Origin of the sequence: Rheinheimera sp. D18 (assembly GCF_004345025.1) — a bacterium.
Taxonomy (GTDB): domain Bacteria; phylum Pseudomonadota; class Gammaproteobacteria; order Enterobacterales; family Alteromonadaceae; genus Alishewanella; species Alishewanella metallidurans.
In genome coordinates, this window is record NZ_CP037745.1 from 1,766,206 (window position 1) to 1,784,457 (window position 18,252).

General features: G+C 44.0%; 16 protein-coding genes. 6 read left to right on the forward strand and 10 right to left on the reverse strand.

Features of this window, described 5'->3' with window-relative positions; genetic code table 11:
* Positions 1–51 precede the first annotated feature (51 nt).
* Positions 52–1,269 carry a cysteine desulfurase gene (locus tag E0Z06_RS08360; protein ID WP_132583666.1) on the forward strand — a complete coding sequence of 406 codons (1,218 nt, stop codon included), beginning with the start codon at positions 52–54 and terminating at the stop codon, positions 1,267–1,269.
* Positions 1,266–1,709, forward strand: coding sequence for a SufE family protein (locus tag E0Z06_RS08365; RefSeq protein ID WP_207903053.1), 444 nt, complete (start codon positions 1,266–1,268; stop codon positions 1,707–1,709). Before E0Z06_RS08360 ends, E0Z06_RS08365 begins: the two co-directional genes overlap by 4 nt.
* Before the next feature lie 26 nt (positions 1,710–1,735).
* Here E0Z06_RS08365 and tcdA read toward each other — a convergent pair whose 3' ends face one another.
* From tcdA to E0Z06_RS08400, 7 genes are read right to left on the reverse strand one after another with little or no spacing between them, the layout of a single operon-like run.
* Entirely contained in the window at positions 1,736–2,539 is an 804-nt protein-coding gene (tcdA, locus tag E0Z06_RS08370) for a tRNA cyclic N6-threonylcarbamoyladenosine(37) synthase TcdA (RefSeq protein ID WP_132583668.1), read from the reverse strand.
* 36 nt (positions 2,540–2,575) lie between these two features.
* Complete coding sequence (locus E0Z06_RS08375) at positions 2,576–3,289, reverse strand: pseudouridine synthase (protein ID WP_132583670.1); 714 nt, start codon at positions 3,287–3,289, stop codon at positions 2,576–2,578.
* 3 nt (positions 3,290–3,292) lie between these two features.
* Positions 3,293–4,045: a 3-deoxy-manno-octulosonate cytidylyltransferase gene (gene kdsB, locus E0Z06_RS08380; RefSeq protein ID WP_132583672.1), complete on the reverse strand. Its 753-nt coding sequence runs from the start codon at positions 4,043–4,045 to the stop codon at positions 3,293–3,295.
* Complete coding sequence (locus E0Z06_RS08385) at positions 4,033–4,230, reverse strand: Trm112 family protein (protein ID WP_132583674.1); 198 nt, start codon at positions 4,228–4,230, stop codon at positions 4,033–4,035. The genes kdsB and E0Z06_RS08385 overlap by 13 nt, the downstream gene beginning before the upstream one ends.
* Complete coding sequence (gene lpxK / locus E0Z06_RS08390; RefSeq protein WP_132583676.1) at positions 4,220–5,194, reverse strand: tetraacyldisaccharide 4'-kinase; 975 nt, start codon at positions 5,192–5,194, stop codon at positions 4,220–4,222. The genes E0Z06_RS08385 and lpxK overlap by 11 nt, the downstream gene beginning before the upstream one ends.
* Before the next feature lie 36 nt (positions 5,195–5,230).
* A complete protein-coding gene (msbA, locus tag E0Z06_RS08395; RefSeq protein ID WP_132583678.1) occupies positions 5,231–6,991 on the reverse strand; it encodes a lipid A export permease/ATP-binding protein MsbA in 1,761 nt (586 codons plus the stop codon).
* 31 nt (positions 6,992–7,022) lie between these two features.
* Positions 7,023–9,266, reverse strand: coding sequence for a DNA internalization-related competence protein ComEC/Rec2 (locus E0Z06_RS08400; protein ID WP_132583680.1), 2,244 nt, complete (start codon positions 9,264–9,266; stop codon positions 7,023–7,025).
* A gap of 24 nt (positions 9,267–9,290) precedes the next feature.
* Here E0Z06_RS08400 and E0Z06_RS08405 point away from each other — a divergent pair, with 24 nt between their 5' ends.
* The gene (locus E0Z06_RS08405) at positions 9,291–9,821 is read left to right on the forward strand and encodes a DUF2062 domain-containing protein (RefSeq protein ID WP_132583682.1); all 531 of its coding nucleotides are present in this window, start codon (positions 9,291–9,293) and stop codon (positions 9,819–9,821) included.
* Here E0Z06_RS08405 and E0Z06_RS08410 read toward each other — a convergent pair.
* Genes E0Z06_RS08410 through E0Z06_RS08420 form a run of 3 tightly spaced genes read right to left on the reverse strand, consistent with a single transcriptional unit; the run spans position 9,818 to position 12,924 of the window.
* Positions 9,818–11,056 carry a lipoprotein-releasing ABC transporter permease subunit gene (locus E0Z06_RS08410; RefSeq protein ID WP_132583684.1) on the reverse strand — a complete coding sequence of 413 codons (1,239 nt, stop codon included), beginning with the start codon at positions 11,054–11,056 and terminating at the stop codon, positions 9,818–9,820. The genes E0Z06_RS08405 and E0Z06_RS08410 overlap by 4 nt on opposite strands.
* Entirely contained in the window at positions 11,049–11,732 is a 684-nt protein-coding gene (lolD, locus tag E0Z06_RS08415; protein ID WP_132583686.1) for a lipoprotein-releasing ABC transporter ATP-binding protein LolD, read from the reverse strand. The genes E0Z06_RS08410 and lolD overlap by 8 nt, the downstream gene beginning before the upstream one ends.
* Complete coding sequence (locus E0Z06_RS08420; protein ID WP_132583688.1) at positions 11,725–12,924, reverse strand: lipoprotein-releasing ABC transporter permease subunit; 1,200 nt, start codon at positions 12,922–12,924, stop codon at positions 11,725–11,727. Before E0Z06_RS08420 ends, lolD begins: the two co-directional genes overlap by 8 nt.
* 96 nt (positions 12,925–13,020) lie before the next feature.
* Between E0Z06_RS08420 and E0Z06_RS08425 the strand changes: the two genes are divergently transcribed.
* Genes E0Z06_RS08425 through E0Z06_RS08435 form a run of 3 tightly spaced genes read left to right on the forward strand, consistent with a single transcriptional unit; the run spans position 13,021 to position 18,218 of the window.
* Positions 13,021–13,620 carry a PilZ domain-containing protein gene (locus tag E0Z06_RS08425; RefSeq protein ID WP_132583690.1) on the forward strand — a complete coding sequence of 200 codons (600 nt, stop codon included), beginning with the start codon at positions 13,021–13,023 and terminating at the stop codon, positions 13,618–13,620.
* Between the two features lie 36 nt (positions 13,621–13,656).
* Positions 13,657–17,133, forward strand: a complete 3,477-nt coding sequence (mfd, locus tag E0Z06_RS08430) for a transcription-repair coupling factor (protein ID WP_132583692.1) — start codon at positions 13,657–13,659, stop codon at positions 17,131–17,133.
* Positions 17,130–18,218: a CsiV family protein gene (locus E0Z06_RS08435; RefSeq protein ID WP_132583694.1), complete on the forward strand. Its 1,089-nt coding sequence runs from the start codon at positions 17,130–17,132 to the stop codon at positions 18,216–18,218. Before mfd ends, E0Z06_RS08435 begins: the two co-directional genes overlap by 4 nt.
* Positions 18,219–18,252 lie beyond the last annotated feature (34 nt).

An 18,252-nucleotide genomic window follows, 5' to 3' on the forward strand; every position in this document is an offset into this window, starting at 1 on the left:
TTAATAAAACAGGCAAGATCGCGCCATCTTAGTTAGCGGACCCCTGCCCTTATGCCGGTTTTTGATGTTCAGCAGTTTCGCCAGCAATTTGCTTTTTTTCAGCATAATCCCAACTGGGTCTATCTTGATAATGCCGCCACTATGCATAAGCCTAATGCCGTGGTACAGGCAATAATTGAGTTTTATCAGCAGCATAATAGTAATGTACATCGCGGTGCGCACCAGTTAAGCCAGCAGGCAACGTTATTGTTTGAGCAGGCACGCGGCACGGTTGGCAACTATATTAACGCGGAGTTTAACCATGAAATTATTTTTACCAGTGGCGCTACCGCAGCACTAAATCAAATTGCCTTTGGTTTAATGCATAGCTTGCTTAAAGCCGGTGATCGCATTTTACTTACCCAACTTGAGCACCACGCCAATATTGTGCCTTGGCAACTGCACTGTCAGCGTTTTGGTGTCATTATTGATGTTGTGCCATTAACGGCAGAGCATCAACTTGATTTAGTCGCCTACCAACAATTACTCGCGCTTAAACCTAAAGTAGTCAGTTTTAGCCATATCTCTAACGTGTTGGGCCATATTCAGCCGGTAGCGCAGATGGTTGCCTTAGCTAAAGATGCTGGCGCCGTTACGGTAATAGACGGTGCGCAAGGCATAGTGTACGAACAGCCCGATATGCAGCAGCTTAACTGTGATTTCTATGTATTTTCCGGCCATAAAGTTTACGGCCCAACCGGTATTGGTGTGTTATACGGCAAAACTCAGTGGCTTGAGCGCTTAACACCGGTATTTGGTGGCGGTGAAATGATAGACGAGGTTAGTTTTGCAAAAACCAGCTTTAACCAATTACCGTTTCGTTTAGAAGCGGGTACGCCGAATATCGTCGGTGCTATTGGCCTTATGGCAGCGCTAAGCTGGTTACAACACTATAACGTCGCAGACATAAAAGCACATAAGTCACTACTACTAAAAGCGTTTTACCAAGGGTTAGCAACCATTAACGCTATAGATATTTTATCGCAGCCTGCGCATAATGCCGGTATAGTGGCATTAAACGTTAACAATGAACACCACTCCGATGTGGCTGAACTGTTAAATCAGCAGCACGTTGCAGTACGTTCTGGGCAACATTGTGCGATGCCACTATTTAGTTATTTGGCGCAACCCGGCGCGGTGAGATTTTCTTTTGCTGCATACAACACACTAGACGATGTAAATCGCTGTTTACTCGCATTAGAACAGTCTGTGGAGATACTAACTAAATGATTTTAAGTCAATTATTAGAAGATACTAAGCACGGGCTGCTCGATATAAAACACCATGATTTGCTCGCTATGCAACAGTCGAGCGACTGGCAAAATAAATACCGTATATTGATGCAATTAGGCAAGAAATTACCAATTATTCCCGAAAAAATGAAACAAGCAGAGTTTTTAGTAAAAGGCTGTGAAGTTCAAGCTTGGTTAATGCATTACCATGATCAGATCGACGACAAGCATTTTTTTGTGCTTGATAGCGACGCCCGCATCGTCAAAGGTTTAATGGCCATTATGTTGTCTTTAGTTAATGGTTTAACCAGCGCTGAGCTAAAAAAGTTTGATTTAACCAATGCCTTTGAACAATTAAAACTGAAACCTTATTTAAGCCAATCTCGCGGTAATGGTTTAAATGCAATGATTGCTAAGATAAAAAGCTATACCCATTAAAACTATACCTAGCAAAATAAGCACGCTTAGCGTTCAGTTACACTTGGTTTTGTCGGCTTATTAGCCAATTTAACTAATAATTTTGATACCGCAGCCAAACCAAAGCTAGCAGTAACCACAGACGCCGCACCAAAACCACCGCTACAATCTAAACGCATACTGCCATTCATCTCAGGTTTTTGTTGGCAAACACTACCATCGGCTTGAGGGTATTTTAATTGCTCAGTTGAAAATACACAGTCAACACCAAAACGACGCTTAGTATTACGGGTAAAATTATGATCACGGCGCAACGCATTACGCACTTTTGCCAGCAACGGATCGTTATAAGCTTGACTTAAATCCGCTAATTGAATTTGTGTAGGGTCTAATTGCCCACCCGCGCCACCGGTTGTGATCAACGGGATCTTATTGCGCTTGCAATAGGCAATTAACGCTACCTTTGCTCTTACCGAATCTATGGCATCAAGCACATAACTAATATTGCCTGCTAATAAACTAGCCATATTATCAGCATCAATAAAATCGGTAACTTGGTTTATCTTACACTCCGGGTTAATCGCCAAAATACGCTCTGCCATCACCGCCACTTTATCTTGGCCTATGGTGTTGGTTAACGCATGCAACTGACGATTAATATTACTAATGCAAACATCATCTAAATCTATTAACGTAATTTCGCCTACACCTGAACGTGCTAGGGCCTCTGCTGCCCAACTGCCAACGCCGCCAATACCAATAACCACCACATGCGCTTGGCGAAATACTTCTAATGCATTGACACCATATAAACGGGCAATGCCGGCAAAACGTAATAAATAATCTGACATCAAATCTCTACTGTATTTCGAATTAAGTAACTAAATTTAATTATTGCTCGTTATGTTTGGCTGTTTCGCTGCAATATAACTAGGCCAAGGTAACGCCCAAGGCTCAGCCCACTGTTCAAGTGCGTTGCTACTGGTTAATTGTAAAAATCGGTCGCCCTCATCGGGTGGGCACACATAGCTATAACGCTGATTATATAAGTTAAAAACAAGGGCGTAAGCATGCAGATATACACGTTGCTCAGCACTAGCTTGATATAATACATCACCCGCAATCGGCGCTGATACACTTTTTAACGCTACCCGTATTTGGTGTGTTTTACCCGTAAATGGCTTAATTAAAAACAATCTAAACGGTAAATCAGTAAAACCTTGGCTAATAAAATAGCTAACCGCCGGCTTGTGCATGGTTTGTAGCAGCTTCCAGCTAGAGCGTCGACCAATCACCATATCGCCTTTAATCCAGCCCTGCTTTTTTAGTGGCTTATCTAAACTAATGGCCAAGTAATATTTTTCAATCTGCTGTTGATTAAATAACTGAGTAAATTCCGCCGCAGCAGCTGAACTGCGCGCCAGAATAATTAGCCCCGAGGTTACCTTATCTAACCGATGCACCGGATACAGCGGCATTTGCAATTGTTGCTCAGCTAATACCACTAACCCCGGCTCCGCTTCAGAATGAAAACTAACACCTGGCGCTTTATTTAATACGACAAAATGCTCGGTAGTGGCAACAACACGAAATGCACTCACCGTTTAAACCAAACCTTGAGCATAACGGCAGGCTGCGGCGAGATCAGCGGGTGTATCCACACCTACTGCTGGCGTTTCTAGCGCGGTAGCAACATGAATAGCTTCACCTTGCCAAAGCACTCTTAATTGCTCTAAACATTCTATTTGTTCTAACCGTGATGCTGGCCACTGCACATAACGTTGAATAAATTCCGCACGATAAGCATAAATACCAATATGTCGGCGATAATTCGCGGCTATATCTGCGCTAAACGCGCCATCTCGATCAAAAGGGATCGCAGAACGACTAAAATAGAGGGCATAACCTTGCTGATCGCAGACTACTTTTACCACGTTCGGATTATTTATTTCTTCAATGCTATCAATAGCGACAGCAAGCGTGGCCATATTAGCTTTGCTTTGCGCCGCTAAATTAGTTGCTACCTGCTTAATAATGCTCGGTGGAATAAAGGGCTCATCACCTTGCACATTTACCACTATAGTATCTGCGGCTAAATTTAATTGCGTTACTACCTCAGCTAAACGTTCTGTACCCGAATTATGTTTGGCTGAGGTTAAACATACCTGACCACCAAAGCGTAACACCTCGGCTTCAATACGCGCATCGTCCGTTGCTACGACTACTTGGCTAGCGCCACTTAGCATAGCTTGCTGGTACACGCGTTCAATCATCGATTTACCGGCAATATCGGCTAACGGCTTACCGGGTAAACGACTACTAGCGTAACGCGCGGGAATAATGACTACGAACGCCATTGCTCAACCTCATCGGCACTTAACAACTTCGCTTCATCGGCAATTAACACCGGGATATTCTCTCGTATTGGGTAAGCCAATCTGTCGACTAAACAAATAAGCTGTGCTGAGGCTTTATCGTATTTAAGCTTACCTTTACATACCGGACAGGCCAAAATATCGGTTAAGGCAATTTTAAGTGCCATAGGTGCTCCGTAACTGAGTTAAAAGGGTTGTAAGTTTTGCCATAGCTGGCATATCTAATTGGGCATTTACGCCTAAACTAAACCAATCATCTTTGGCAAACGCGCGGCATTTTACTGCGTCTTTTTCGGTCATCAGAATAGGCGTGGCAATAGTGGTAAAATCTGCTGGCGTAAATTGATGATGATCAACAAAATAATGCTGCTGCACAATGCTAAAACCGGCTAGCTGCGCTGTTTGGGCAAAACGTGCTGGGTTACCAATGGCCGCCACTAAATTAACCGGCCCTGCGCTGAGTGTTTGCGCCGAGTTAAGTGCTCTAGCCTGGTCAGGCACAATGTGCATTACACCATCGCTATAGGGCAAAGCTTTGCTATTACTGAGCACTAAATCTACCGAGCTTAAACGCCAGCGCCGCTCACGTAGCGGCCCCGCCGGCAGTAATTGCTCGTTACCCAAACCACGTAAACCATCTATTAAAACTATTTCGATATCGCGTTGCATTGCATAATGCTGTAAACCGTCGTCGCTGATAATAATATCGATGTCAGCTTGTTGTAATAAATACTCTGCTGCCTGCACCCTATTGGCATACACCACCACCGGACAACCACTGCGTAGCGCTAATAATAACGGCTCATCACCAACATCTGCGGCATTATCATTCGCAGCAACTAAGCGCGGCTTAGCTATTTTTGCGCCATAACCTCGGCTAACGATACCCGGCCGCCAGCCTTGGCTTTGTAATAACTGACATAACATTAAAGTAAACGGTGTTTTACCAGTACCTCCAATACTAATGTTACCCACGACAATGACCGGCACCGGTAAGCGATGGGTTCGTTTTAAACCAACACGAAACAGCCAACGCCGAAAAGCGGTAATAGCAGCATATAACCAGGCTAGCGGCATGAGTAGCCAATATACGCGACTATTACTGTACCAGCATTTTTCTATCCAGCTCACGCGTTTATACCGTTCATTATTCTGCCTAGTTTGGTGTTATACCGCTGTTTGTTCAGAACCAAATTGCAGTTTATATAGCTGTGCGTAGGCACCATCTTGTTGCAATAAACTGTGATGATCACCCTGCTCTATAATGCGGCCTTGATCCATAACGATAATAATATCGGCGTTTTCAATGGTAGATAAACGATGCGCAATCACAATGCTAGTGCGATCTTTTAACAACTCGTTCAGTGCCGCCTGAATTTTCCGCTCTGACTCGGTATCCAGTGCAGATGTCGCTTCGTCCAGCACCAAAATAGGCGCCTCACGTAATAAAGCACGTGCAATAGCAATACGCTGGCGTTGCCCACCTGACAAGCTAACGCCGTTTTCACCAATCATGGTATCTAAGCCATCTTTTAGGTTAGCGGCAAACTCCATAACATGGGCTTTTTCCGCAACATCTTGCAAACGTTGCAACGAAACCGGCTCGGTAAAACCATAGGTAATATTGTTGGCTATAGTGTCATTAAATAAGGTGACATGTTGCGACACCACAGCCATTTTCTGACGTAAAGAGGCTAAAGTACAACTTTTAATGGGTATGCCATCTAATGTAATGTCACCGTCTAACACATCATAAAATCGCGGTAATAAGCTAGATATTGTGGTTTTACCGCTACCAGAACGGCCCACAAGGGCCACAGTTTTACCAGCTGGTGCGGTAAAGCTAATATCATGCAACACTTGCTGCTCATGGCCGGGGTAGGAAAAATTAACGTGTTTAAAGCAAATTTCGCCTTTAATATCAGCTAAAACATGGCTGCCAGTATCTTGTTCTGCCGGTTGGTCTAATATCAGATACACACTATCGGCAGCCGTTAAACCTCGCTGAAATTCACTATTTACCGTAGTTAATTGTTTTAATGGCCGCAGTAACATCATCATAGAACCAACAATGGTGGTGAATTTTCCGGCGGTTAAACTATCTAACATCTCAGGAAAACTGGCCATATAAATAACAAAGGCCAGGGCAAAAGACGCAATAATTTGAATTGACGACACGCTAATAGAACGTGTTGCTTCCATTTTCACGTCTTGACGGCGAGTTATATTATTAACTTTGAAAAAGCGTTTACTTTCAATTTCTTGCCCACCAAAAGATAAAATTACCTTGTGGCCGTTAAGCATTTGCTCTGAGCAGGTTGTCACCTCTCCCATGGCGTTTTGAATGTTTTGACTTAATAATTTAAAACGCTTTGACACAAAACTGACGATAACCGCAATGATTGGCGCAATAAGAATAAAGATTGACGATAACTGCCAGCTGTTCCAAAACATTACCACCAATAAACCCAGTACAAAGGCGCCCTCACGAATTAATACCGCCAGTGCACGCGATGTGGTTTGTTTAATTTGTTCCGTGTTATAGGTGATTTTAGAAATTAAATCACCAGTAGAATGTTGATCATGAAAACTAACGGGTAAGCGCATTAGATGTTGAAATAGTTGCTGCCGCATTTCTTGCACTACATGCGTGCCAACCCAGTTTAAGCAATAGCTGGCGATAAAATTAAATACGCCGCGTAAGATAAAAATAATGACGATAAAAATCGGTGCAAAGCGCAAGTAGTCAGTATTTTTTTGATTAATACCAACATCAATAAAGTCTTTTAATTGTGAAACAAAATACACATCAACTAACGCATAGCCAAGCATGCCAATAGCGGCGGCAATAAAGCCCCAACGGTACGGTTTTACATAAGACAGTAATCGGCGAAAGCTGCGCTGCTTTATAGTGGGTGAAGCCGTCAAAGGATCGTCCTACCTAAGTTTTTTGTTTATTCTAACGTGTTGCCGCCAAGGTTTCAGCATTTCCATCTGGCTTTTGTAACCAAAAGGGGATTCTTTGCGCTCTATATTCAATTAATGCCATAGAATTGGCAGTAATGTCTAAGCGCAAGGCGCCACTTTGCGCGGTGTTATGTAACGGGATACCTAGTGCGGCAAGGCGTGCGACAACTTGTTCAGCCGGATGCTGATAGCGATTATATAAACTTGCACTATTTAACGCTAACTGCGGAGCTAGCTGATATAAAAACGTAAAATGGCTAGAGCTATTACTACCATGATGCGCTAACACCAGCACATTGGCAGTAAGTGTTGGGTACCGTTGTATTAATTGACGTTCAACTTGCTGACTAATATCGCCAGGAATTAATATTTGCCAACCGTAAAGGTTAATCAGCAGTACACAGGAACTATCATTTTTATTGCTAAAATTCCCAGTCTCAAGCACGGATAGCTGAGCATGCAAATAATACTCTGGTAACTGCGCACATGGCATAGCGGTATCAACATTGGCAATGTCGGTATATATGTGCACGTCTGGGTATTCTTGCTTAAGCAGTTGCCAGTCACCGGTATGATCACTGTCATCATGGCTTAATATTAAATAATCTAATGTTTTAACACCTCGTTGGCGCAAATAAGGTAATACCTGCGCTGCGGTAGCGCTATGCTCACCATAACGTGGTCCAGCATCGTACAGCATACCTCGATCGCCATATTGTAATAATGCGGATAAACCTTGCCCGACATCTATCAGGTGCAGTTGCCATGTGGGCGCCTTAACAGCCTGCTGCAATAACGGCAAAAATAAGAACGGTAATATAAAATACAATAAACGGGGGGCTGCAAGATAATGCCATAGCAACAACACTAAAACGGCAATAATCAGTACATTTGAAATGTCGGGTAGCACTAACCAGCTACCATACTCGGCACTCCAGTTTAACCACCACAGTAGCGGCTGAAATAGCCAATCACATAGCTGCCACATTGCGCTGCTGCCGGGCAACCCTATTAACTCGGCTAACAAACACAGCAGCAAGATTGGGATTGCTAGTAAACTACACCAAGGCACAAATAACAGATTAGATAACAAGCTAAGCAGCGTAGTGCCATTAAATAGCAACATACTCAGCAACGCCATAAATAAGGTTAGGCTAAAGTGAAAACTAAAAAACAGTGTGAGTTTATCTCGCCAACGAGAACGACGTTGCGGCTGTCGCCAAAGCACAAAGAAAATTACCGCCACGGCTAATAACGACAACCAAAAACTCTTACTCAAGGTAAAAAACGGTTTGCTTAATAGTAAAATGGCCGCAAGCAACAACCAGTAACCAAGATAGCTAAGCGACTTTTTTTGTAACAACGCTAAAACTAACAACATTAAAGCGACAGAGGCCCTAATGGTTGGCACCGCAAACCCTGCTAGCCACGCATAGCTAAAGCTCAATAACATGGCGCCCATCAGCGCTATCGGCTGACGCCAGTTTAGATAACGTATTGGCCACGGTAATACACGTAACAACACTAAACCCCAACCGAACACCAAACCTATGTGTAACCCAGATATCGCCAATAAATGGGCTAATCCAGATTGCTGTAAGCCGCGCCATAAGCTAGGCGAAAAATTACGCTCGCCCATAGTTAGCGCCATTAACAATGGTTTTGTTTGCAGCGATGAAACGGCAAAGCTTAACTTGTCTAGCCAATACTGACGTAAACTGAACTGCTGCTCCAATAGCATTGCCTCTGTTTCTGCCGTAACGTTGCCTTGCGCAATGACATTATCTAGCAAGGCCTGGGCTTCTTTATTAACCGCTCCTGGGTTAGCGACACCTGCAACTGGGCGTAATTTTGCCGTAAGCTGCCAACGTTGGCCGGGGTTTAAAGTGTGTGGCGGTAAGTGCCAATTAAGCTGAATGTAGTAGCCTTTAGCTAAACCGCTATCAAGCTGCAGCTTAAATTGGCTATACTCGGTATAATGCTGTGGCGTATCGACAATAACGCCAGTTAAAGGCTGTTGAGATAACAGTAATGCGTGCTGTGTATCTTGGTAAGCATAAAACTGCCAGCTCCAACTGGCTATAAAAGCGATAACACCGGCACCGAATAACCTGCCGGATCTTGGTAAAATAAAAATTACCGCTATCAGCAAAAATATTATGAAAAAAGCTGGCACTATTGGCAAAAACAACGACAATAGGCTGCCAGCTAACACGCCAATGCAAAAAGATTTCATCTTCGTTTTTTGTGAATAGGTTGTATGCCAAAGAACTTTATTAAGAAATATTTACCATCGCCAGAAAAAATCAAGCAACAAAAGTTGTTGAGAATGTTCGGCACTTTATTACATGATAGCAACTTATGGCATTTAAACCGCCGCTCGGCGCGCGGTGCAGTCGCCGTTGGGTTGTTTTTTGCTTGGATCCCAATCCCATTTCAAATGGTAGCCTCAGCCGCCGTTGCTATTCCGATGCGCGTTAACTTGCCGCTGGCGGTGTCTTTAGTGTGGTTAACTAACCCGCTAACCATGCCGGTATTATTTTATTTAAGTTATTTGGTTGGCTGTGTGGTGTTACGAACACCAATTGAACACTTTGCCTTTGAGGCAAGTTGGGCTTGGTTACAACACAGTATTAGCTCAATAGGTAAGCCGTTTTTAACCGGTTGTTTATTAATGGCAATTTGCTCTTCTATTATAGGTTACTTTACCATTGACTGGTTATGGCGCATCTCGATACGCAAAGCGCAGTTAGTAAAAAAACTAAAGCGCAATAAAACCCAAGCAGATTAACGCTGGCCAAGTACAAACGCGGGCTGCACTTTACTTGCCCGCCAAGCTGGGTAGAGAGTTGCTAATAAACTCATGACTAACGCGACACCCAGTGTTAAAGCAACATCCTGCCATTGCAGCAAAGAGGGAATAAAATTAATAAAGTAAATGCTTGGATCGAGCAGCGAATGTCCTAACAACTTTGTAACTAACGCAAATAGCGGTTCAATGTAATACGCCAAAGCCACACCCGTAACCACACCAATTAAGCTACCGACCAAACCATTAAGCCAGCCTAACCACATAAAGGTTAAAACAATAGTGCTGGGCGCTACGCCCATGGTAAGTAAAATAGCAATATCGCCCTCTTTCTCACGTACTGCCATTACTAAGGTGGCGACAATATTAAAACAGGCTACGGCAATCACTAATGCCAGGACTAAATAAAGAATGCTGCGCACCATCTGAATATCTTGATAAACGTGTCCTTGAGTACGAAACCAGTCCAGTGAGTACACGTAGTCTTCTGACACTCGGCCTAGCTCGCGTGCTAATTGCGGTGCCTGAAAAATATCGGTAACGCGAACGGCAAAGCCCTGAATAGTATTAGGTTCAAACGCTAACAGTTCTGCTAAGGTATGCATGTTTAACCAAACATGGCTGTAATCTAACTGCCCGCCAATAGCGACAATAGCACTTACTGTTAAACTTGCGCTGCTGTGGCTTGCTAAGCGACCATCGTCCGTTAGCTTTGGTAGCATAAGTTGTACCTGCTCGCCTACGCTAACACCCAACGCATCAGCAATGCCTTGGCCAAGTACAATGTCCGCTTCTGCTAAAGTATCTAATTGCCCGGCACTAACGTAAGACGAAAAATCGCTAATTTTTTTCTCAGCTGCCAGTTCAATACCTCGCACTTCGGCGGCCTTTACCGCGCTGCCAAAACGCAACATACCGTTGGTTTTAATATAAGGCGCAACCGCGTCTACCCCAGCAACCGAAGCAAATACCTGCTGTTTACGTGGCCAATCGCCTATTTTCTGTTGTACTGCATCTAGTTCTACATGCGGAATAACCGACAACAAACGTTGTTTTAACGCCAGTTCAAAGCCGTTCATTACCGATAGTGCTAAAATAAGAATCGCTACGCCCAAGGCAATACCGGATGTAGAGCTGGCAGAAATAAACCGGATAAACCCGCTGCTGTGGCGGGTATTACGATAACGTTTTGCCAGTTGCCAAGCCAAACTAGCCATGGCGGGTCTCCAAACGACCATCACGCATTAGTACATGACGGTCTAAACGTGACGCTAATTGCAGATCATGGGTAACAACAATAAAACTGGTTTTTAGCTCTTGGTTTAAACTACGCAGTAACTGATAAACCGACTCAGCAGTGTGCTGATCAAGATTACCAGTAGGCTCATCGGCAAGCACCAATGCGGGTTCGCCAACCAAAGCTCGCGCAATAGCAACACGTTGCCGCTCGCCACCACTTAACTCAGCTGGCCGGTGACTAGCTCGATGGCTTAAGCCTACCCGCTCTAGCATAACCGCGGCACGTTTTTGTGCGTCTGCTGCCGGTAAACCACGAATTAGCAGTGGCATTGCTACGTTTTCTAACGCGGTAAAATCCATTAACAAATGATGAAACTGGTAAATAAACCCGAGTTTCTCATTACGTAACTTTGCTTTTTGGCTTGCCGTTAACGCCGCAACGTTTTGATCAAGAATGCTCAAACGCCCAGTGTCAGGTTTATCCAAGGTGCCTAAAATATGCAATAACGTACTTTTACCTGAACCTGAACTCCCGACAATAGCTAGCATGTCGCCACGGTTAATATAAAGATCAACATCGTGTAAAACGTCAGTTACTTGTTCACCATCGCGATAACTCTTACAGATTTTTTCTGCCGTTAATACGTTATTCATCTCGTAATATATCCGCCGGATTAATACTTACCGCCCGTTTCGCCGGATACCACACGGCAAGCAGAGTTAGGGTTATTGCACTGAGTAAAATTAAACAAAGTTGACCAAACTGAATATCTACAGGCAAGGTAATTCCCGCCGCCAGCTGCATACCTAATAGCGCTAATAATGGGTTTAATTGCCAACATAGCAGCACACCAACTATCACGCCGGTAACGGCGCCAATGACGCCATTAATTAACCCTTGCACAGCAAATATGGTAAATAATTGCCGGTCAGTCATACCTAGGGTTTTTAAAATGGCAATTTCAGCTTGTTTATCAGTGACCATCATTACCAAAGCAGAAACAATATTAAAGGCAGCAACAGCGACAATTAATAATAACATTAACCACATCATCGCCTTTTCCATTGCTACTGCGGCAAATAACTTGCCTTGGCTTTGGCGCCAATCGGTAACTTGTAACTGTTGTTCGCTGGCCAGCTTTAACGCAAGTTGCGGCGCTGAAAAAGGCTCGGTTAACGTTACGCGCCATTGCGACTGTGTATTATTGCCACCCGCTAAGCGGGTTAAATCAGATAAATTTGTTACGGCAAGGTGCTTATCAACGTCAGAGCCAGTTTCTAAAATACCTGCCACGCTAAACAAGCGTTGCCGCGGTACCCAGCCCATCGGCGTATAACTACCGGCTTGTGGTAACATAAACCTTAATGAGTCACCGACTGATACTTCAAGCTGCTCGGCTAGCCCTCGCCCGAGCAGTACGCTATAGCGCTGCAAAGAAAACTGCTGCCAGTCACCGACTATCAAGGCTTGTTGCATAAAATGTGGCAAAGCATCAACAGTTACACCTTGCAGCAACACACCGGTAAGCTGTCGTGGTGACTGCACTAAGGCTTCAACTTGCAAAAATGGGGCAATTTGCTGTACCAGTGGATTTTTCGCAAGCGCAGGCTGCCAATGATTAACGGTTTCGAGTGGCGCGGTAATAACTAAATGTGGGATCACGCCCAAAATACGTTTTTTTAATTCGCCTTCAAACCCGTTCATTACTGAACTGACAATAGTTAGCGCCATAACGCCCAGAAAGATCCCTGCCACTGAAAATAGCGTAATAAAGGAGATAAAGGCATTTCCCGAACGGCTTTTGCTATAGCGAAATCCGACGAACAAACTGACAGGTAACGACATCCTAATATTCAGGACAAGGCCCACGTTAGATGGTAAAGTGGCGACGATCATAGAGATTATTGTCAGTTATGACAAGCAGCTTGCGAAGGTAACGCAATGAGTGACTTAACATTAAAACAGCTAGCTGATACCTATCAGGATTATTTCAGTGTTGAGCATGGTATTAACATTAACGCTAAAGCCATTAATGGCCCACTACCGTCAACTGCAGCATTAGACGCGGCAATTCCACCGCCATTTCTGCTCGCATCTAATGTGAATAGCTTAAGTGGTTCAGCGTTGCGTTCATTAAACCGGCTAGGTGAAATGGCTGAAGAGCTGGCAAATTATTTACAACAACAAGCACGCAAAATTGATTTATTGCTTCATTATGTATTGCAGCAACAAGACAATGCTAACGAGCGCTTTATTACGCAAAGCTTTGGTGCTAGTGGCTGTAGTTATTTAGCAAACACACCGTTGGCGCCGCTTACCGTACTAGAGTTAAAATTATTTCTTGATAATAACGACGGTGCGGTTTTTTGTTATGCGCAGGTGCTTAGCTGCGAGCAGCAAGCAGAAAAATGGCAAATAAAGGTTGTATTTACACGCATCAGAGACGAAGATCGCGAACTGATTGTGCGTGCTAGCTTGCATCAGCAATCAAAACTATTAAAACAGAAAGCCGAGCAACGTCAGCAACATTCATCATCTTAGTATTGGCTATGGCGCATTAAAGGTTAGTCGTTTTTCATGGATCTGATCTCAGTATTACCACAAATTAAGCATAATACCGACCAATTGCATTGGGGCAATTTACAAGGTGCTGCCTTGCCGTTAGCTATTGCACAACTATTGCAGCAGCAAGCCGCACCCTATCTGTTATTAGTGCCGGATACACCTAGCGCGTTGCGTTTAGAACAAGAACTCAGCGTGTTTTTTCACAATGTTGAGTGTCCAATCCTCACGCTGCCTGATTGGGAAACTCTGCCCTACGATATTTTCTCACCGCATCAAGATATTATTTCTCAGCGCTTAAAAACACTGTACCAATTATCACGGTTAAAGCGCGGCGTAGTTATTGTGCCAGTAAGCACACTGTTGCTGCGTATCTGTCATCGCGATTATTTAGAGCAAAACAGCTTTTTAATTAAAAAAGGCCAACAAGCAGATTTAGCCGCAATAAAATTGCAATTAGCGGCTGTTGGTTATCGCAGCGTTGACCAGGTCATGGAACATGGCGAGTTTTCAGCCCGCGGTTCAATACTTGATCTTTATCCAATGGGTGCAAGCGTACCCTATCGAATAGACTTTTTTGATAACGACGTTGATGGTATCCGTACCTTTGACCCCGATAATCAACGTAGCCAAGCTCAAGTTGATTATATTGAATTGCTACCAGCGCATGAGTTTCCCACTGACAAAGCGGCAATTGAACGTTTTCGCATGGCGTATCGCGAACGCTTTGCGGCAAGAAATGAAAAAGAATCTTTATATCAGCAAGTTACTCATGGCATATTGCCAGCAGGTATTGAGTATTATTTACCGCTATTTACTGAAAAAACCGCAACCTTATTTGATTACTTACCTGTCGATACCCGCTGTCTATTATTAGGCGATACCGAACACAGCGCGGAACGGTTTTGGCACGAATTAAGACGACGCTACGACGACAGAGCAATAGATTTACTGCGGCCTATTTTGCTACCCAACGAGCTTTACTTATCGGTTGATCAGTTATTTGGCAGCTTAAAAGCATACAGCCGCATTCGTTTAAGCCAAGCCGCGCTGCCAGAACGTGCAGGGCAAGGTAACGCTCTGGTAACAACACTGGCTGATCTTAGTGTCAATCATCAATTAAAAAATCCACTACAAGCCTTACAACAATTTATTATTCAGCTTAAACAGCAGCAAGGCCGAGCCCTATTTTTTGTTGAAAGTGAGGGCCGTCGCGAAAGTTTGCTGCAGTTGCTGCACAAAGCTGGAATGCGTATTGCGCAGTTTGACGACCTAACCGCGTTTAGTGCCAGTAAAGACGATTTAGGTATTGTTATTGGCGCCTTAGAGCAAGGCGTGCTAATTGAGCAACCAAAACTATTTGCTCTAATTAGTGAAAACGAGCTATTTGGTCAAAAAATTAGCCAACGCCGGCGCCGTAAACGTAGCCAACAAGTGTCAAGCGACACGGTTATTCGTAACCTTGCAGAGCTAAATATTGGCCAACCGGTTGTCCATTTGCAGCACGGTATTGGCCGCTACCAAGGGCTGCAATTACTTGATGCTGCGGGCATTAGCGCTGAGTTTGTTACCATAGAATATGCCGGCTCAAGCAAGCTCTACGTGCCGGTAACCTCGCTACACTTACTTAGTCGTTATAGTGGTAGCGATGCGGAACACGCACCGTTGCATAAACTGGGTAACGATACCTGGGAAAAATCACGGCGCAAAGCTGCCGAAAAAGTACGTGATGTCGCGGCAGAGTTACTGGATGTGTATGCTCAACGCGCCGCACATAAAGGCTATGCCTTCGCCTTAGACGAGGGCCAATATGTAATATTTGCCGATAGCTTTCCGTACGAAGAAACCCCTGATCAACAAGATGCCATTGATGCGGTGTTACGCGATATGCAAACGCCACAACCCATGGATCGCTTAGTGTGTGGTGACGTTGGCTTTGGTAAAACTGAAGTTGCCATGCGCGCAGCTTTTGTTGCGGTCAATGATGGCAAGCAGGTTGCAATACTAGTGCCGACCACACTTTTGGCGCAACAACACTTTGAAAACTTTAAAGACCGCTTTGCGAACTGGCCAGTGCGAGTAGAAGTGCTGTCTCGTTTTGTCAGCAGTAAAGAGCAAAAAGCCATTTTAGAAGATGTGGCAAACGGTAAAGTGGATATTTTAATTGGCACGCATAAGCTGTTGCAGGATGACATTAAACTGCATGATTTAGGTTTACTTATTGTCGATGAAGAACACCGTTTTGGCGTTCGGCAAAAAGAAAAGATTAAAGCCCTACGCGCGAATATCGACATCTTAACCCTCACCGCTACGCCAATACCGCGTACGCTAAATATGTCCATGTCGGGCATGCGTGACCTCTCTATTATTGCCACGCCACCAGCACGGCGTTTAGCAGTGAAAACCTTTGTTCGTGAATACGAAAATGGCTTGATCCGAGAATCGGTAATGCGCGAGATATTACGCGGCGGCCAGGTATATTTCTTACATAACGATGTTGCCAGTATTGAAAAAATGGCCAGTGACCTAGCGGAATTACTACCTGAAGCCATTATTGGTATTGCCCACGGTCAAATGCGCGAGCGTGAACTTGAACAAATTATGGCCGATTTTTATCATCAGCGTTTTAATTTGCTGCTGTGCTCTACCATTATTGAAACCGGTATAGATGTGCCTACTGCCAATACTATTATTATTAATCGCGCCGATAATTTTGGTTTAGCACAACTACATCAGTTACGTGGCCGTGTTGGCCGCTCGCACCATCAGGCATATGCTTATTTATTAACACCTCCACCAAAACGTCTTACCAAACATGCCGAAAAACGGCTAGATGCCATTGCCAGCTTAGAAGACTTAGGCGCAGGTTTTGCTTTAGCTACCCACGATTTAGAAATTCGTGGTGCCGGTGAACTCTTAGGTGATGAGCAAAGCGGCCAAATAGAATCTGTCGGTTTTAGCCTGTATATGGATATGTTAGAGCAAGCGGTAAATGCATTGAAAAACGGCCGAGAACCCAGTTTAGATGCTATGCTCAGCCAACAAACAGAAATAGAATTACGCATACCCGCACTGTTGCCAGAAAGCTATATACCCGATGTTAACTTGCGGCTATCTTGCTATAAAAAGCTGGCATCAGCACGTAATATTGACGAGCTAGACGAAGTACAAGTAGAGTTAATCGACCGTTTTGGTTTACTACCCGATGCGGCAAAAAACTTAGTCGCTATTTCCGAATTTAAATTACAAGCACAAACGCTGGGTATTCGTCGTATCGAAGCCAGTAACAAAGGCGGTGTGGTAGAATTTGGCGAAAAAACAGCCGTGTCGCCAGCCTACATAATTGAATTAATTCAAAAGCAGTCAAGGGTATTTAAACTTGAGGGTGGACAAAAGCTACGTTTTAATATCGTCGCAAATGATGGTGCTGAACGCCTAAGCTTAATTGCCAATATGCTGTCGGATTTTGCCAAACATAGGGTACAAAAATGAGTAAAGCGGTAAGTCTGGGTTTAATATGCGCAGCTTTGTCTAGCACTGCATTAAGTGCACAAGAGCAGCGCTGGTTTGAAATAGAGTTGCTGGTATTTAGCCAGACACCCGCAGCTGAATTACAAGAATCTTTTGCCGATACCGTTACGCCAATAAAGCCCGGGCGCGCTTATGATTTACTAACACCACGCTACCAAGCTGACCTAACCGGTTTATTAGAAGCATTACCTTTGTGTAACTCTGCGCCGACGTTAGCAACAGAATATCGCTTTAACCTCAATTTACCAAAACAGCTTTGCGTGTTCGAACCGCAGTTACCAAGTTGGCAGCAAAACAGTGTATTTGAATCACGCTATATAAACAGTAAACTGCCCTATCCTGGGCATATCGGTCCAGTTATTACCGGAAATGGCGAGCATCAAACTCAGCCCTATTTAGCTGAACAATCATCGCTGCAGCTAACTGAACTTGCGAATAAAATTAAACGCCAAGCTGGTGTTAACCTGTTATTACATACCAGTTGGCGCCAAGCACCAGTAACGGAGCGACGCGCGATAGCAAGCCGTTGGTTTGCTGGCAAAAACTTTAGCCAACAATTTGATTATTGGGGTCAGCCAAAAACGAATGCACAAAGTACTAACAGCACTGCTTTGCTTAACGACACAAATCAAACAGAACAACTACGCCCTAATACCCATACTCAAGCATCAAATGAGCTTATCGCTAACATTGAGCAACTGTTACAGCAACTTAACGCTAACAATCAGTTACCTGAGCATCCGGTTTCAGCATTAGAACAGCCGAGCAGCAGCGATAGCTTAGCCATACGTAATCTGCCAGATCAGGTATGGCAACTTGATGGGCTATTTAAATTGCATTTAGACCACTATTTATTTGTAAATACCGAGTTTAATTTACGCTTGCCCACTAAAACCAGCTTACAAACGGTAAATGTAAGACAAAGCCGCAGAGTAATCAGTGGTGAAATACATTATCTTGATCATCCTTATCTTGGTATTGTGTTGCAAATACGTCGTTATGAGCCAGCAATAACAAGCGAAGAACTAACTACACAACATAAATAATATCTCGTGCTATTTGTAGCGTTTTTGTTGTAAA

Bases quoted from the DNA above. Each gene is read 5' to 3' on its own strand.
- E0Z06_RS08360 (WP_132583666.1), top strand. From the start codon at position 52: ATGCCGGTTTTTGATGTTCAGCAGTTTCGCCAGCAATTTGCTTTTTTT.
- E0Z06_RS08365 (WP_207903053.1), top strand. From the start codon at position 1,266: ATGATTTTAAGTCAATTATTAGAAGATACTAAGCACGGGCTGCTCGAT.
- tcdA (WP_132583668.1), bottom strand. From the start codon at position 2,539: ATGTCAGATTATTTATTACGTTTTGCCGGCATTGCCCGTTTATATGGT.
- kdsB (WP_132583672.1), bottom strand. From the start codon at position 4,045: ATGGCGTTCGTAGTCATTATTCCCGCGCGTTACGCTAGTAGTCGTTTA.
- E0Z06_RS08385 (WP_132583674.1), bottom strand. From the start codon at position 4,230: ATGGCACTTAAAATTGCCTTAACCGATATTTTGGCCTGTCCGGTATGT.
- E0Z06_RS08400 (WP_132583680.1), bottom strand. From the start codon at position 9,266: ATGAAATCTTTTTGCATTGGCGTGTTAGCTGGCAGCCTATTGTCGTTG.
- E0Z06_RS08405 (WP_132583682.1), top strand. From the start codon at position 9,291: ATGCCAAAGAACTTTATTAAGAAATATTTACCATCGCCAGAAAAAATC.
- E0Z06_RS08410 (WP_132583684.1), bottom strand. From the start codon at position 11,056: ATGGCTAGTTTGGCTTGGCAACTGGCAAAACGTTATCGTAATACCCGC.
- lolD (WP_132583686.1), bottom strand. From the start codon at position 11,732: ATGAATAACGTATTAACGGCAGAAAAAATCTGTAAGAGTTATCGCGAT.
- E0Z06_RS08420 (WP_132583688.1), bottom strand. From the start codon at position 12,924: ATGTCGTTACCTGTCAGTTTGTTCGTCGGATTTCGCTATAGCAAAAGC.
- E0Z06_RS08425 (WP_132583690.1), top strand. From the start codon at position 13,021: ATGAGTGACTTAACATTAAAACAGCTAGCTGATACCTATCAGGATTAT.
- mfd (WP_132583692.1), top strand. From the start codon at position 13,657: ATGGATCTGATCTCAGTATTACCACAAATTAAGCATAATACCGACCAA.
- E0Z06_RS08435 (WP_132583694.1), top strand. From the start codon at position 17,130: ATGAGTAAAGCGGTAAGTCTGGGTTTAATATGCGCAGCTTTGTCTAGC.